At 36.9% G+C, this 16,960-nt stretch carries 12 protein-coding genes; 7 read left to right on the forward strand and 5 right to left on the reverse strand.

Annotated features, from left to right (window positions below):
* Window positions 1–612: 612 nt before the first annotated feature.
* Window positions 613–1,947, reverse strand: a complete 1,335-nt coding sequence (locus J3U24_RS04275) for a hypothetical protein (protein WP_267337024.1) — start codon at window positions 1,945–1,947, stop codon at window positions 613–615.
* A gap of 595 nt (window positions 1,948–2,542) precedes the next feature.
* On the reverse strand, window positions 2,543–3,586 hold the full coding sequence (gene sohB, locus J3U24_RS04280) for a protease SohB (RefSeq protein WP_065734628.1): 1,044 nt from the start codon (window positions 3,584–3,586) through the stop codon (window positions 2,543–2,545).
* Between the two features lie 145 nt (window positions 3,587–3,731).
* Between sohB and J3U24_RS04285 the strand changes: the two genes are divergently transcribed.
* The gene (locus J3U24_RS04285; RefSeq protein ID WP_267337025.1) at window positions 3,732–5,438 is read left to right on the forward strand and encodes a formate--tetrahydrofolate ligase; all 1,707 of its coding nucleotides are present in this window, start codon (window positions 3,732–3,734) and stop codon (window positions 5,436–5,438) included.
* 13 nt (window positions 5,439–5,451) lie between these two features.
* On the forward strand, window positions 5,452–5,838 hold the full coding sequence (locus J3U24_RS04290; protein WP_065734629.1) for an RnfABCDGE type electron transport complex subunit B: 387 nt from the start codon (window positions 5,452–5,454) through the stop codon (window positions 5,836–5,838).
* Between the two features lie 39 nt (window positions 5,839–5,877).
* Here the strand turns inward: J3U24_RS04290 and typA are convergent, their stop codons facing one another.
* On the reverse strand, window positions 5,878–7,701 hold the full coding sequence (gene typA, locus J3U24_RS04295; protein ID WP_065563548.1) for a ribosome-dependent GTPase TypA: 1,824 nt from the start codon (window positions 7,699–7,701) through the stop codon (window positions 5,878–5,880).
* Window positions 7,702–7,855: 154 nt separating this feature from the next.
* Window positions 7,856–8,392: a menaquinone-dependent protoporphyrinogen IX dehydrogenase gene (gene hemG / locus J3U24_RS04300; RefSeq protein ID WP_081299578.1), complete on the reverse strand. Its 537-nt coding sequence runs from the start codon at window positions 8,390–8,392 to the stop codon at window positions 7,856–7,858.
* A 153-nt stretch (window positions 8,393–8,545) separates the two neighbouring features.
* On the opposite strand from hemG, the gene glmU reads away from it, so the two are divergent.
* Together glmU and glmS are read left to right on the forward strand one after the other, a co-directional pair.
* Entirely contained in the window at window positions 8,546–9,922 is a 1,377-nt protein-coding gene (glmU, locus tag J3U24_RS04305; RefSeq protein WP_416380476.1) for a bifunctional UDP-N-acetylglucosamine diphosphorylase/glucosamine-1-phosphate N-acetyltransferase GlmU, read from the forward strand.
* Between the two features lie 3 nt (window positions 9,923–9,925).
* Window positions 9,926–11,758, forward strand: a complete 1,833-nt coding sequence (glmS, locus tag J3U24_RS04310; protein WP_267330499.1) for a glutamine--fructose-6-phosphate transaminase (isomerizing) — start codon at window positions 9,926–9,928, stop codon at window positions 11,756–11,758.
* A 158-nt stretch (window positions 11,759–11,916) separates the two neighbouring features.
* Here the strand turns inward: glmS and J3U24_RS04315 are convergent, their stop codons facing one another.
* The gene (locus J3U24_RS04315; protein ID WP_267337027.1) at window positions 11,917–12,714 is read right to left on the reverse strand and encodes a hypothetical protein; all 798 of its coding nucleotides are present in this window, start codon (window positions 12,712–12,714) and stop codon (window positions 11,917–11,919) included.
* 398 nt (window positions 12,715–13,112) lie between these two features.
* Here J3U24_RS04315 and J3U24_RS04320 point away from each other — a divergent pair, with 398 nt between their 5' ends.
* The 3 genes from J3U24_RS04320 (at window position 13,113) to J3U24_RS04330 (ending at window position 16,771) form a co-directional block, all read left to right on the forward strand.
* Window positions 13,113–14,996, forward strand: a complete 1,884-nt coding sequence (locus J3U24_RS04320; protein ID WP_267337029.1) for a PTS mannitol transporter subunit IICBA — start codon at window positions 13,113–13,115, stop codon at window positions 14,994–14,996.
* A 65-nt stretch (window positions 14,997–15,061) separates the two neighbouring features.
* The gene (locus J3U24_RS04325; RefSeq protein ID WP_267337030.1) at window positions 15,062–16,222 is read left to right on the forward strand and encodes a mannitol-1-phosphate 5-dehydrogenase; all 1,161 of its coding nucleotides are present in this window, start codon (window positions 15,062–15,064) and stop codon (window positions 16,220–16,222) included.
* A 6-nt stretch (window positions 16,223–16,228) separates the two neighbouring features.
* Window positions 16,229–16,771 (forward strand): MltR family transcriptional regulator, encoded by a 543-nt coding sequence (locus J3U24_RS04330; RefSeq protein ID WP_220225735.1) that lies wholly within the window; start codon window positions 16,229–16,231, stop codon window positions 16,769–16,771.
* Window positions 16,772–16,960: the final 189 nt, after the last annotated feature.

Here is a 16,960-nt window from a genome sequence, read left to right on the forward strand (position 1 = left end):
GTAAAAAGTATAGTGATTGGAAAAACACGATGCAACACTTTTTTTCGCTCATTTACGTTAACTTTTGTAAATAGGATCTAAAAATAATCTAAGTTATAATTATTTAACCATTGTTTTAATTGAATATATCACAGTTACAAATCTTTAAAATTAGAGCAATTGATCCTCAAAAATTTTATTTTAAGGCTTTGGATTAGAAATTTAGTGATTTTGATCATTTAATAATTTTTAAGTGAAATTTAAAACCTCAAAAACCCCACTCCTCAACTTTTTTTGATAGAAAAACACAGCTACTAAAAAGCGCCATAGTTAGGGCAGAATTATTTATTTGAGACAATATTTCAAACCAGAATTTTTAACCCCAAAAACCCCGTTCCTCAACTTTTTTGATGGAAAAATAGAACTACTAAAAAGCGCCACAGTTAAAGCGGAATTATTTACTTGAGGCAACATTGCAGAATTTAGAACCCCAAAAACCCCGCTCCTCAACTTTTTTTGCGATAAAAAACTCAAAAAAACCGCCCCAATTGAGGCGGATGGTTTAAGTTTCGACACCATAAGTTACTAGAAAAATATAAGCTATTTTACTATCTCTTCCTCAAAAAATAAGAATTAAGGGGTGAGATCTGAAACACAAACCCCGTTGTAGAAGGTTGCAGGATCTACCCAATGAATAAGTCCGTGGTCGGCGTGCGCGTAAAAGTAATACTTATAATCACCACCATGGGTGTACATGTCATTAGTCCAATAATACAAATTAAAGTTAGTATTCGCGTAATATAACAGAAAGCCCCACTCGGTAATAAGACCTGCCCCAATGTTACGTTGGTAATGATTACCCGGTGATGGAGGTGTAGCGGTAATCAATTGGTCATTTGATGGATAAACCGCATTGGTTAAATCCCTTACATTAGGAAGGTGATAACCTATATTTGTACACCAAGATAATTGGTTGTCGTGATTTCCGATAACGTTCCCACGATTGACAAACCACTGCTTTAGTTCAAATCCATATTTAACGACAGCGTTACCACTACTGTCACGACCGACTATCTCGAATGTCTGGGGTAAAGATGGTTTAGCTACTTTTTCCGGATTACTAGAATTCCACTGTTCTAAGGTTGCAGCAGGGCCCGTTAATGTAACGCGGACACTAGTATTTGTTGAATTGGTCATCGTCGCAGTAATTCCACTATGAGAAACCGGATCCCACGTTAATGCCTGATCATTATTGCTAATATCTAAATCAAAGTACAAACCATTAGCGCCAGTAGTCGGGAAATTTAAACCATAAGATGATGGCGTCGCGGTTTGAGTTAGAAAGCCTTTACCATAATTCCAGATAGTTTCGGGACCTACATAGGGAGGTGCGGTATACGCTAGATTATTCGGTTTAGCAAAACAAATCGCAGGTGATTCTTTAGGCTTAAAATAATAGGTAACACTACCTGCTCCGAACGTAATACTATTAGGAACGCCATAACGAGTGGTCAATGTGCCTTCAGTATTAGTTAATGTCGCTTTATAAGGCGCTTTACAATACATAGGTACAGTATTTCGTGATACAGTTTGATTGTTTTTATCAACAATAGACAAGCTTATACTGCCAGTAGCAGTGACTTCACTATCTCCATCATCATCGCCCCAATAATTATAAGGTGCAGCAACAATGGTGTTTAAATCAACGGTATTACTATTAACTGGCACCAACATGCTAATATCAGCAAAACTTTCATCAATAGTTGGTAATTCGATAGGATTGGTTGCACTAGAATTATTATTTGATGGCGAGTATTGTTGACCATTAGAAAGATGGATCCCGAGCAAACCTTCGGTATCCGTTACTCGTGTATTACCACCGTCGAACGTAAAATAAGGCACTTCACCGTGAATAAAATTAGATGTTGTGGATGTTAACGCTGTACTAGTAAATGAAAACGCTAACAATATGCTAAGTACTAAAGGTAATAGGATCTGTCGGGATGATATTGATCTATGTGAGGATCGCGCAAAATTTAGCGTAATTTTATAGATCTTGGTGAAAAAATAGACTTTAGTGGAAAATGAAAAATAAGAGCTTAACTTTGACGAATTTAACTTATAGGTTGGCCAAGTTGCCTGTTGCCTGTTGCCTGTTGAAAATTATAGTGCATATTACTTAATCCTGTCAACTAAATTTATGATTTATTTACTCTTTATGTTTTTACTTAAATTTGGATCGCTTATATAAAACGGTGTAAAAGTATAGTGACTGAAAAAATACGATGCAACAATTTTTCACTTTAGATCGTTAATCTTTGTAAAGAAAAACATCTAAAAAAACAAAAATAACCGAGCAGATGCGGTTTAATTCAAAAACAGCTCATTTACAATTCTTAAAGGATCACATTTTTAAGATAAATTGTTTTGTATTAGAAATTAGACTTTTTAGTAATTTTGAGATTTTTAGATCAAATTTTAGGGTTAAAAAACCCCGCTCCTCAACTTTTTTTGAGGAATCGGGGTTTTAAAGATGTAAAATAGTGATTTTAGGTTAAACCTTTTACAGTCCGTTTCCTTGTCTAAAAAATAACTTTTCCATGCCTTTCACGACATTTTTGGAGAGTTTTTCGGACAGTTTTTGTTTGCGTTGATAGTTAACAGCAATGATTTTATGCGTTTCTAGGTGTGATAAGATAAAATCATCACTGGTGCTAATTTCGTCAACCAGTCCCATTTCTTTGGCTTGAGTAGCAAACCAGTGTTCGCCTGTTGCAACCTGATCTATATCGATATTTGGTCGATATTCTTTTACAAAGTCTTTAAATAATAGATGCGTTTGTTCAAGTTCTTGTTTGAATTTTTGGCGACCTTCGTCCGTGTTTTCACCAAACATGGTTAGGGTTCGTTTGTATTCTCCTGCCGTTTGTAATTCAATATCGACATCATGTTTTTTTAGCAATCGGTTGAAGTTAGGAATTTGGGCAACAACACCAATTGAACCCACAATTGCAAATGGCGCTGCGACAATTTTGCTCGCAGTACAGGCCATCATATAACCGCCACTGGCTGCAACTTTGTCAACCACAGCCGTAAATGGAATGTTACGTGTTCTAAAGCGTAATAGTTGGGAGGCAGCAAGACCATATCCATGCACTACTCCACCAGGGCTTTCAAGTTTTACGACCACTTGATCTTCAGGTTTGATGACAGCTAGGACTGCGGTGATTTCTTGACGCAGTTCTTCAACTTCATGTGCATCCATACTGCCGTTAAACGATAAGACAAATAATTTAGGCTTTGCATCTGATGATTTAGCATTATCATCTTTCTTTTTAGCCGCTTGTTTAGCTTGTTTCTTTTCAAGTTTTTTTTGTTTTTTGAGATCTTTTGTAAACTGTTTAGCTTCGATTTCATCCATGCTCGACGTTAGCATGTCATCTTTGACTTGTTCATATTCTTCGCTAATATCTTTGACAGATAAACGTCCAGCAATTGTTGATGATTTTCGGCGTTGACTTAAAATAAAAATTAATACCGCTAAAATAGCAATAACCACCGTTGCTGTTTCAGCCAAGAAGAGAGAATACTGCGAAAACCAGTTCATTTAATCATTATCCTTTAGTTGAAAATTTTCGCTATTATAACAAGATAATTAGAGATTGTGCCGAAAATCAATAAAGATTAAATTGTTGCTTTATTCGGCATTTTAAATTCTTTATACTGACAGCCTAATTTATTGTTATACGAGAATGAAAATGCCACTACGCCCAATAACTGAAATCGCTAAACAATGTCAGATCCCTGAACAATACGTGCTTCCTTACGGTAAATATGTTGCCAAAATTGATTTATCAATCCTTAATGCAAAGGAAAATCGCGCTAATGGTAAATTAGTTTTAGTTACCGCTATTACACCAACACCATTAGGTGAGGGTAAAACCGTCAATACCATTGGTCTAAGTGAAGGCCTTAATTATTTAGGTAAATCAGCTATCGCTTGTATTCGTCAACCAAGCTTAGGACCTGTTTTTGGCGTAAAAGGCGGTGCAGCCGGTGGTGGGCAAGCAGAAGTTTTGCCGATGGAGACGCTAAATCTTCATCTTACTGGTGATATTCATGCAATAACGGCAGCACATGATTTAGCATCTGCCGCGTTGGATTCTCGTCTTTATCATGAAGATCGTCTTGGCGATGAGTTTACCGCACAAACCGGTTTACCTCGTTTAAATATTGATGTTAATCGCATTGTATGGAAACGGGTTATCGATCACAATGATCGCGCTCTGCGTAATATCACTGTCGGTGTTGGTGGCGGTGTGAATGGTGTTGAACGCCGTGACGGATTTGAGATTACGGCAGCGTCTGAGCTAATGGCAATTTTGGCTTTGGCTTCTGATTTACATGATATGCGTGCGCGTATTGGTCGTATTATTTTGGCCTATAATACGCAAGGCGAGCCAATCACAGCTGAACAGCTCGAAGTTGCAGGCGCGATGACAGTACTTCTTAAAAATGCGATTAATCCTAACTTGATGCAAACCGTTGAGAATACGCCTGTACTAATCCATGCTGGACCATTTGCTAATATTGCTCATGGTAATTCATCAGTTATCGCTGATCGCATTGCAATGAATTTAGCCGATTATGTGATAACCGAAGCTGGTTTTGGTTCTGACATGGGTATGGAGAAATTCTTTAATATTAAATATCGTCAAGCTGGCATTAAGGCTTCTTGCGTGGTTTTAGTGGCAACGGTTCGTAGCTTAAAATCCAATAGTGGTAAATATAATATCAAACCAGGACAAGCTATCCCTAAAGAGATTTCAGAATCAAATGTGGAGTTACTTGAAATTGGTGCGGCCAATTTAGCTTGGCATATTAAGAATGCCAAGAGCTATGGTTTACAAGTGATTGTTGCGATCAATCGATTCCCACATGATAGTGAAGAAGAGTTGGCGTTTTTACAAAAATATGCCGTTGAACATGGTGCTTTTGCTTGCGAAGTAAGCGAAGTGTTCACTCAAGGTGGTAAAGGTGCTGAAAAACTTGCTAAACATGTTATTGAGGCATGTGATATGCCAAGCGAAATCAAATTACCTTATCCTGACAGTATGTCATTGATGGATAAGATCCAAACCATGGTTAAAAAGTACGGTGCCAATAAAGCGAACTTGTCTGAAACCGCGCTTAAAAATATTAAAGAGATTGAAGCGTTAAAACTTGATCACTTACCACTTTGTATTGCCAAGACGCCGATGTCGATTAGCGCTGATGCTAATTTAAAGAATGTACCAACTGACTTTGATGTTGATATCAGCCATTTAGCCATTTCAGCCGGTGCTGGTTTTATTCGAGTTTATGCTGGTAATGTGATGACAATGCCAGGGCTTGGCACTAACCCAGCTTATCGACATATTGATATTGACAAAGATGGTAATATTGTTGGTTTAAGTTAATTTAAATTTTATTATGCAATATAAAGCCTTTATTGATGAAGAAAATTGTATTGGTTGTGGCAAATGTATCCGTGTTTGCCCTACTGATGCTATTGTTGGTAGTAAACAGGTGTTACATACGGTATTACCGCAATTTTGCACTGCGTGTAGTAATTGTATTAATACCTGTCCAACTGATTGTATTACCTTAAGCACTCTTGGCGTTGAATTAAGTGAGCAAGAAGAGTTGCTGTTAACTGAGAAGAAACAACAACGCTTAAATCGTAATCAATTGGTTCCACCGACTATTTTATTTCCTAAGTCGATGCCAGCAAGCAATGCAATGACTCAGAAAGATCGTAAACAATCGATTGCCGATGCTATTGCTCGCGTTAGAGCTAAAAAAAACCTCGCTAATTAGCGAGGTTTTGTTGTTTGATTATTTAAATCATAATTCACATTATTCTTTATTACTTCTAAATGCACGTTTACGATCGTTTTCAGTTAGATGACGTTTACGTAGACGAACAGATAATGGTGTTACTTCAACTAATTCATCATCATCAATAAATTCTAACGCTTGTTCTAACGACATTTTTACTGGTGGTGATAAGGTAGTCGCTTCATCGGTACCTGATGCTCGCATGTTAGTTAATTTTTTACCCGTTAAGCAGTTAACGGTTAAATCATTTGAGCGAGTATGGATACCAATAATTTGCCCTTCATAAACTTCAGCACCATGACCAAGGAATAATTTACCACGATCTTGCAAGCTATAAAGCGCATAAGCCAAAGCTTTACCAGTACCGTTTGAAATCATTACCCCATTATTACGTTGGCCGATTTCACCCGGACGCACATCATCGTAATGGCTAAATGTTGAGTAAAGTAAACCAGTACCTGATGTCATGGTCATAAATTCAGTTCTAAATCCAATAAGACCACGGCTAGGAATCACATAATCTAGACGTACACGTCCTTTACCATCAGGTAACATATTGGTCAAATCACCTTTACGTAAACCTAAGGCTTCCATCACTGAACCTTGGTGTTGCTCTTCGATATCTAAAGTAACTTGTTCGAAAGGCTCTTGTTTTTTGCCATCGATTTCTCTGTAGATAACTTTAGGACGAGATACCCCAAGTTCATAACCTTCACGACGCATATTTTCAATAAGAACAGATAAGTGCAATTCACCACGACCAGAAACTTTGAATGCATCTGGATCTGGGGTTTCTTCAACACGAAGAGCCACGTTATGTACAAGTTCTTTATTTAAACGTTCAAGAATTTGACGAGAAGTTACATATTTACCTTCTTTACCTGCAAATGGTGAACTATTTACATTAAAGAACATGGTAACTGTTGGTTCATCAACGCTTAGTGCTGGCAGAGCTTCAACACAGCTGTTATCACAAATTGTGTCAGAAATACCAAGTTCACCTAATCCAGTGATAGCAATGATATCCCCTGCTTCTGCAACTTCAGCTTCATAACGTTGTAAGCCTAGGTGACCTAATACTTGTCCAACTTTGCCAGTACGTTTGTTACCTTCGCTATCGACAATAGTAACTTGTTGATTTGGTTTAACGCGACCGCGTTTAATACGACCAATCCCAATAACACCAACATAATTGTTGTAATCAAGTTGAGAAATTTGCATTTGGAATGGACCATCTAAATCAACTTTAGGTGGTTCTACATGTTCAACAATTGCTTCAAATAGTGGTGTCATGTCTTGTGCCATATCTTCATGATCAAGACCTGCAATCCCCATTAAAGCTGATGCATAAACGATTGGGAAATCAAGTTGTTCATCAGTTGCACCAAGGTTAACGAATAAGTCGAATACTTGATCCACCACCCAATCTGGGCGCGCACCCGGACGGTCAACTTTATTAATAACCACAATTGGTTTTAAACCATGAGCGAATGCTTTTTGAGTCACAAAACGTGTTTGTGGCATTGGTCCGTCCATTGCATCAACAAGCAGTAGTACAGAGTCAACCATTGACATTACACGTTCTACTTCACCACCAAAATCGGCATGGCCTGGAGTATCAACGATATTAATTCGGTAACCATTCCAATCGATAGCTGTATTTTTAGCTAAAATAGTAATACCACGCTCTTTTTCAAGCGCATTTGAGTCCATTATTCTTTCATTGTCATCACCACGCAAATTATCAAGCGTGCCTGATTGTTTTAATAGTTTATCAACCAAGGTTGTTTTACCATGGTCAACGTGAGCAATAATGGCTATATTTCTTAAATTTTCAATCACAATTAAAATCCCAGTTAGGAGACAGATTCTTTAGGCGCAATATTGTACACCTTTTTAGTAAAAAAGTTGATCTATATCACAAAGTTTCTTCAAAACAACTTTAAGACTTGATATTTAACGAAAATAGTGACTTATTTTATCAAGATAACTAAGATTAATTATCAATAAGTTCCACAAATTGCTCGGCAAATTCATCCACTTTTGTCCAATTTGTGTACTCTATTACTTCTTTTGTCACATCTGTATCACCCTTACCTAACCACATAATAAATCGAATCATATTACGATCAAACCAGTTATATTTAGGATAATAAAGCGCACCAGCAAATACCGCTTTGATAGTCGGTTGCCAGGCAATTTTGGCAAGGAATTTTTTAGTATATAGGTTAGTTTCAGGTGTATTTTTATTTGGTTTTCTAGCCACCACATTTACCCCAAAAAAACCAGTTTTTAACGCATTTAATTGCTGATAATTGGCATCAATAAACTTCTTCATGGTTTTACTGTAAAAACCATATCGAATTGAACAACCAATTAATACGGCTTTGTAGTTACCAAGATCAATCTTGGTATCGGGCAATAACTCAATCAAATCACAATCACATTTACCCTCAAGATGTGTTTTTATTCGTTGCATAATTTTAAGGGTTTGCTTTTCGTGAGTGGTGTAAAGCAATAAGACCTTGGTAATGCTATTCATAACAATGCTTCCTTTTATTAAAACACTTGGTAAATTTCAATAATTCTTTTTTTAGGATAAAAATTAACAATTACGGGATGATTTCGTGGAAAACTTTGATTATAGTATTAGCCTTATTTAACCAGACCGGAACTGATTATGGCAATTTCACCTCCAAAACGTAGTGCAATTATTTTGGCGGCAGGAAAAGGCACACGGATGTATTCCAACCTACCTAAAGTTTTACATAAAATCGGCGGTAAGCCGATGTTACAACATGTTATTGATACAGTTCAACAACTTAATACTGATCGCATCAATATTGTTTATGGTCATGGCAAAAGCGAGTTAGAAAAATCGTTACAAGATCAACCTGTGCAACTTGTTTATCAAGCAGAGCAGTTGGGTACAGGACATGCTGTTCAACAAGCTATTCCCTTTATTGAAGATGATGAAGATATCTTGATTTTATATGGTGATACACCTCTTATCTCAATTGAAACCTTACAGAATCTAATTGCCAGTAAACCACAAGAAGGCATTGCCTTATTGACAGTGATTTTAGATGATCCTACTGGCTATGGGCGAATCGAACGCAAAGACGGTAAAGTGGTAGCGATCGTTGAACAAAAAGATGCCAATGTTGAACAACAAAAAATTAACGAAATTAATACCGGTATTATGCTGGTTACCGGCAAGTTACTTAAAAAGTGGCTATCTCGTTTAACCAATAATAATGCGCAAAAAGAGTATTATTTGACCGATATTATCGCCTTTGCCCACCAAGATGGTTACGACATTTTAACGTCTCACCCAGTTAAAAAATTCGAAGTTGAAGGCGTCAATAATCGCTTGCAACTTGCAACTTTAGAACGGCATTATCAACAGCATCAAGCTGAGCAACTTTTACTTGCCGGTGTCACGTTGCTTGACCCTGCGCGTTTTGATTTACGTGGTAAATTGACTCATGGCAAGGATGTCACTATTGATACAAATGTGATTATTCAAGGTGATGTTACATTGGGTAACAATGTCGTTATCGGTTCAGGTTGTATTTTAAAAAACTGCACCATCGCTGATGATAGCGTAATTAGCCCTTTCTCAGTAATTGAAGATTCAATCATTGCTAAACACTGTACTATCGGACCTTTTGCTCGAATAAGACCTGGTAGCCAACTGGATGATCATGCCCATGTTGGTAACTTTGTCGAATTGAAAAAAGCTCATCTTGGTCATGCCACCAAAGCAGGACATTTAAGTTATTTAGGTGATAGCGAAATTGGCTGTAACGTCAACATTGGTGCTGGCACAATTACTTGTAACTATGATGGTGCGAACAAATTTAAAACCGTGATCGAAGATGATGTATTTGTGGGTTCCGATACTCAACTAATTGCACCAGTCAAAATTGGCAAAGGTGCAACCATTGCAGCTGGAACAACGGTAACCAATGATGTCAATGACAATGAGCTTGTGGTTAGCCGGGTAAAACAGAAACAACTTGCAGGTTGGAAAAGACCAACTAAATTGAAAGAGGAATAAACAATGTGTGGTATTGTGGGCGCGATCGCCAAACGTGATGTGGCAGAAATATTATTAGAAGGTTTAAAACGATTAGAATATCGTGGTTATGATTCTGCTGGGCTTGCTATTATCTCTCCAACAGGTGAATTACAGCGAGTAAGACGTGTCGGAAAAGTAAAAGCGCTTAAAGATGCGGTAGATGAGCATCCAATCAAAGGTTCAACTGGGATTGCTCACACTCGTTGGGCGACGCACGGCGAACCGGTAGAACACAATGCACACCCTCATGTATCGGGTTTTATTGCCGTTGTGCACAATGGTATTATTGAAAATTTTGAGCCTCTGCGTGAAACACTCATCGCAAAAGGATATCAATTCCGTTCAGAAACCGATACCGAAGTTATTGCCCACTTAATTCACGATATTATCTCAACCGAAGATTGCTCACTTTTTGAAGCAGTACAAAAAGCAATCCCACAATTACGAGGTGCTTATGGCACCGTTGTAATGGATACGCGTAATCCCGATATTCTCGTCGCGGCACGTTCAGGTAGTCCACTAGTGATTGGTTGTGGCGTTGGTGAAAACTTTATTGCTTCAGATCAATTAGCTTTATTACCGGTTACTCGTCAATTTATCTTCTTAGAAGAAGGTGATATTGCACTAATCACCCATCGCACTGTGAATATTTTTGATAAAAACCATCAAGAAGTTAACCGTCCATGCATCGAATCTGATGCGAAATATGACGCAGGCAGTAAAGCTGGCTTTAATCACTACATGCAAAAAGAGATTTACGAACAACCTAATGCTATAAAAAATACCCTTGAAGGGCGAATGGCTCATGGCAAAGTGGATTTATCTGAACTTGGCGATGATGCGGAAAATATTCTTAAGCAAGTTGAACATGTGCAAATTGTTGCTTGTGGTACCGCCTATAATGCCGGAATGGTTGCTCGTTATTGGTTTGAGGCATTAGCTGGTATTCCTTGTGATGTGGAGATCGCTTCGGAATTTCGCTATCGAAAACCCGCTCGCCGTAAAAACAGTTTATTCATCACCCTATCACAATCAGGTGAAACGGCAGATACGCTTGCAGCATTACGCTTAGCAAAAGAGAATAATTACTTAAGCACTCTTGCCGTTTGTAATGTGGCTGCCTCGACCTTAGTTCGTGAAGCTGATTTGGTGTTACTAACCAAAGCTGGCGTTGAAATTGGCGTTGCTTCAACTAAAGCCTTTACCACGCAATTAACCGTATTATTGCTTTTAGTTGCCAAATTAGGCCGACTTAATGACATGGCTGAAATCACTGAACAAGCGATCGTCCATGCCTTACAAACTTTGCCAAATCGCATTGAGCAAGTGTTAATGGCCGAGCCTGAAATCAAAAAACTTGCTGGACACTTTGTCGATAAACATCACGCCCTATTTTTAGGCCGTGGCGATGAATATCCAATCGCAATGGAAGCGTCATTAAAACTAAAAGAGATCTCCTACATTCATGCAGAAGCGTATGCCGCAGGTGAATTAAAACATGGTCCTTTAGCGCTTATCGATGCAGATATGCCAGTTATTGTTATGGCTCCGACCAATGACCTACTCGAAAAACTTAAAGCTAATATCGAAGAAGTTCGTGCCCGTGGTGGACAACTTTATGTATTTGCAGAGCAAGATGCAGGCTTTGTGAGTGATGACACAATGCATATCATCAACTTACCTCATATTGAAGAACTTACAGCGCCAATCTACTACACGGTACCAACCCAATTGCTTGCTTACCATGTAGCTTTAATCAAAGGCACAGACGTCGATCAGCCTCGTAATTTGGCAAAATCTGTGACTGTGGAGTAAAGTTCGTTGTATTAATGTGAGAAGTTAGTGGATGGTTTTGAAATCATCATTAAGTTCTCGCATTAAATCAATTAGAAAAGATTAAAGTATGGATTAATTTAGCTAATTACCATCTTATTTGTATTAACAAGTTTTGTGCCAATATTAGTTTTACATAATTACCAATACTCTATTTCTCTCGTAAAATTCCCTATATTTTTTTTATTTAAAACACAAGAACCTTTGGTCCAATCTCCATGTTTGTTATGGTCAGTAAAATAACAATCCATATTAATTACATCTTTGGTTTCACTTAAATGCATTGATTGTTTGGTTTGAAGAAGTTGATTAGCATCATCATATATATATTCTATTACTTCATTACCCATTTCATCCGATGGTGAAAGTTTTGGTTCTATAAAGCTTTCACTAGTAATTAATTTAGCTAAATTTTGGTTTGTATAATCAATTTTTTTTATTATAGAAATACCATTAACTTTTTCTTTAGAATCGATTAATCTTTTATTTTCGTCATAATTATAAATAGTGTTAATAGCAAAATAATCATTTTTAGATAGCGACTCTTTTTTAATATCATTATTTTCATTAAAAGTAATCTCAAATTTAGAAGTATTTGTAAATTCATAATCAGAACTTAAATTAAAAAAAGAGTTACTATGTAATCTAATTTTTTTATCGTAATCAATGTACCACGAACCTTTAATTTTTTTACCAATAAAAAAAATCAAACCATTCTTTTGAGACTCTATAATTGCATTTTCTCCAGCAACTCTAGTAAATATGATGTTAAAAGGTATCGTAGAGGAAATTTTTTGTCGTTTTATCGTATTGGAATGAGGTGACAATTCAGGAGTAGAGTATATTAAGTAATTATTATATATTTTAGTATTTACATCTGCATATGAACAACAACTGATAACACTAAGTACGGCTAATAAACATTTTCTCATCGTCATAATAGAATCTCTTTATTTACCTTTTCAAGATAATTACGATGATATTAAAAAATCATTTAAAGTACCAGCGATTTAGTTTAGTTCAGTTAGTTTAGTTCAGTTAATTTAGTTGCCTAAACAAAATTATGTAAAATTTCTTATCAAGTTTACGATTTAATCATTTTCTGACAAAAAATTACCTCACCAATACTCAAAACCACCAAATAAATTTAGAAAAATTGAGCTTAAAAGCGTTCTATCACTGCATTAATGTGATCCAGATCACAAAACCTAAAAATACCCCACTTTTAACAGTGTGATATATGTCACATTTTTTGATTATTTTGGATGAATCGTGTAACTAAATGCTTCTACAATAACAGCATAATGATTATATCAATCAATAAGGAAAGATTTGTATGACAACATCAAACATTAAACTTAAAGTCCAAAATTTTGGGCGATTTCTAAGTAATATGGTGATGCCCAATATCGGCGCATTTATTGCTTGGGGCTTTATTACTGCAATTTTTTTATATAATGCTAACGATCCATCTGCTGGAGGATGGTTCCCAAATGAAGGCGTATCAACGGCTTTTATTGGACCAATGATCACTTATCTACTTCCATTATTAATTGGTTATACTGGTGGTAAATTAGTTTACGGTGATCGTGGTGGCGTAGTTGGTGCGGTCACCACAATTGGCGTAATTGTTGGCGTAACGATTCCAATGTTTTTAGGTGCAATGATATCTGGACCTTTAGGTGGATGGTGCATTAAACAGTTCGATAAATTCATTGATGGTAAAATCAAAAGTGGCTTTGAAATGTTAGTTAATAACTTTTCAGCTGGCATTATTGGTATGATTCTTGCGCTTATCGCTTATTTTGGAATCGGTCCAGCTGTTGCTTCGTTAACTAATGTACTTATTGTTGCAGTACAATTCATGGTTGATCATGGTTTATTACCACTTACTTCAATTTTGGTTGAACCTGCAAAAATACTCTTCCTTAACAACGCTATCAATCATGGTGTATTTACTTCACTAGGTGTAACACAAGTAGCAGAAACAGGTAAGTCTATCTTCTTCTTGATTGAAGCAAACCCAGGTCCAGGTTTAGGTTTATTACTTGCTTATATGTTCTTTGGTAAAGGTGCGGCAAAAGGATCTGCTAGCGGTGCGGCAATTATTCACTTCTTTGGTGGTATCCATGAAATTTATTTCCCTTATGTTTTAATGAATCCTCGATTAATTATTGCGGTGATTTTAGGTGGTATGACAGGTGTATTTACTTTAACTTTATTTAATGCAGGTTTAACAGCACCAGCATCACCAGGATCTATTTTTGCGGTAATGAGTATGGCAAAAGGTTCATATTTAGGTGTAACGTTATCTGTGCTTGCAGCAACTACAGTATCATTTATTGTGTCGGCTATTTTATTAAAAACAACAAAAGATAATGGCAAAAGTTTAGACGAAGCCATGTCTGATGTCACTGCAATGAAAAGCGAAGCCAAAGGAGTAAGCGAAAATAGTAAACTTGATCTTGCTAAAGTGAAAAAAATCATCGTTGCTTGTGATGCAGGTATGGGCTCAAGTGCTATGGGTGCGGGTGTTTTACGTAAAAAAGCAGAAGATGCTCATTTAGATATCAGTGTTACCAATTTAGCAATTAATAACTTGCCAACTGATGCTGATATCATCATCACACATAAAGATTTAACCGCACGAGCAAAACAATATGCACCAAACGCTTATCATATTTCATTAACTAACTTTTTAGATAGTGATTTATATACTCAGTTAGTGAATGATTTAGTCAAAGCAAAAGGCGGTCATCAAGTTGTACAACCAACACCTACCCACCAACCGCTGTTTAAGTTGAATGCAAAAAATGTCTTCTTAGGTTTAACGGCGCAAACTAAGGAAGAAGCCATCCGTTTTGCTGGCCAAAAACTAGTCGAAAATGGTTACGTAAAAACAGCTTATATTGATGCCATGTTAGAACGTGAACGATTAACATCCACCTATTTAGGCGAATCGATTGCTGTACCTCACGGCACAATTGAATCTAAAGATGATGTGATTAATACAGGTATCGTATTTTGCCAATATCCAGCAGGTGTACAGTTTGGCGAAGAAGAGCAAGATAAAGCAAAAATCGTAATTGGAATTGCTGCTCGTAACAATGAACATCTTGATGTTATCGCCAAGTTAACCAATGCACTTGATGACGAAAAGATTATTGCAAAACTGACTACCACTAATGATATTGAAGAAGTCCTAGCAATATTAAGCTAACTTTCCTACGAAGGTAGGAAGTGTTTTAACAGATTAAAAATGATTCAAAATTAAGGATTATTATTATGCAAGCATTACATTTTGGCGCCGGCAATATTGGCCGTGGTTTTATTGGTAAATTATTATCTGATGCCGGTGTCCACGTCACTTTTGCAGATGTTAATCAACAAGTTATTGATGAACTTGCTAGCCGTCATCAATATCCAGTCAATGTGGTTGGAGAGCAATCGGTTACCGAAACAGTGAAGAATGTTGATGCCATCAACAGTACTTCACCTAAAGTCGCTGATTACATCGCGAAAGTTGATCTAGTTACCACAGCGGTCGGTCCTCAAATTTTAGCGCGCATTGCGCAAAGTGTGGCACAAGGCATTATTGCTCGACATGCTCAAGGTAATAACGCTCCACTCGATATTATTGCTTGTGAAAACATGGTACGTGGCACGAGCCAGTTCAAACAGGAAATCGTAAAGTATCTACCAGAAAATCTTCACCAATGGGTTAATGAGCATATTGGTTTTGTTGATTCTGCGGTTGACCGCATTGTGCCACCTGCAACTTCTAAAACAGGTGATATTTTAGAGGTGACGGTTGAAACATTCTCTGAATGGATTGTCGATAAAACTCAATTTATTGGCACAATCCCTCAAATCAAAGGTATGGAGCCCGTTGATAACTTAATGGCCTTTGTGGAGCGTAAACTATTTACCTTAAATACCGGACATGCTATTACAGCCTATCTCGGTTTTTATAACAATATTGCGACCATTCGGGATGCGATTTTAAACGATAAAATTCGTAAAATTGTACGTGGAGCCATGGAAGAAAGTGGACAAGTACTGATCAAACGCTATGACTTTGATCCAGCCAAACATCAAGCCTATATTGAAAAAATCCTAACTCGATTTGAGAATCCTTATCTACATGATGATACCGCACGAGTAGGACGTCAACCAATACGCAAACTAGGTCCTGGCGATCGTTTGATCAAACCATTACTTGGCACATTTGAATATAAACTTAGCAATCAAAATCTGCTTATCGGTATTGCAGCTGCACTTAACTATCGTAATGATGACGACGAACAAGCAATCGAACTGGCAAATCAAATTGCTAACAAGGGTTTAAAACAAGCATTTTGCGATATTTCTGGTATTGAAAGTGATAATCCAGTTGTTAGCCAAATCGAACAACTTTATACTGCTATGCAAAATCATCAATTTTAAGTGACAATGCAAACATTAGCAGAAGACACCATCCTCGAAAAACTTAATCAGCAAGCTGATATACACAGCTTGCTGAAAGTTGCGATCAATTTGATTAATGACAGTGTCAATCAATTGATTCTAAAGGTTTTTCGTAAAGAGCCTCATGCTATCAAGTTTGTTATTCCATCATTGGTGGGCAAGAATGGCCCACTTAATGATACCTCTGTCTGTTTGAAATTACTTTATGCACTAGGCATCATCACGCGTGAAGATTATGAAGATATTGAATTGTTAATGGCAATTTTAGATGAACTAGAACAAGACGATAAAAATTACACCTATCTGGATGACGAAATCCTAGGTCCAATCAGCTTACTGCACGACATGATCCTTCCCCCTAACTCTCCATTAAATAACCCGCAAGAGAACGGTATTGTCGATACCTTAAAATCATCCATTTACCAAAACCGTTATCAACAAATGATTCGCTCAGCGTTGATCATCGCCATTACAGATTTAACCTTACGTATCGTAAATAAACAGAAAATTGATTATTTCCCTGAGTAATATTAATTTATAGAGATGAATTTTAAGTATTAATATAAAAAGGATATTAAGTTAATAGTCAAAAATTGGGCGATTTTGAAGCTCAAAAACCCCGCTCCTCAACTTTTTTTTGATTACTTTTTAGTTAGATTGGCTGTTGTTTAGGGCAATCATTTCCCACTCTGGTAATTAGTCGGTATAATGCCTGCA

The organism is Gilliamella sp. B2785 (assembly GCF_026537005.1).
GTDB classification, from domain to species: domain Bacteria; phylum Pseudomonadota; class Gammaproteobacteria; order Enterobacterales; family Orbaceae; genus Gilliamella; species Gilliamella apicola_E.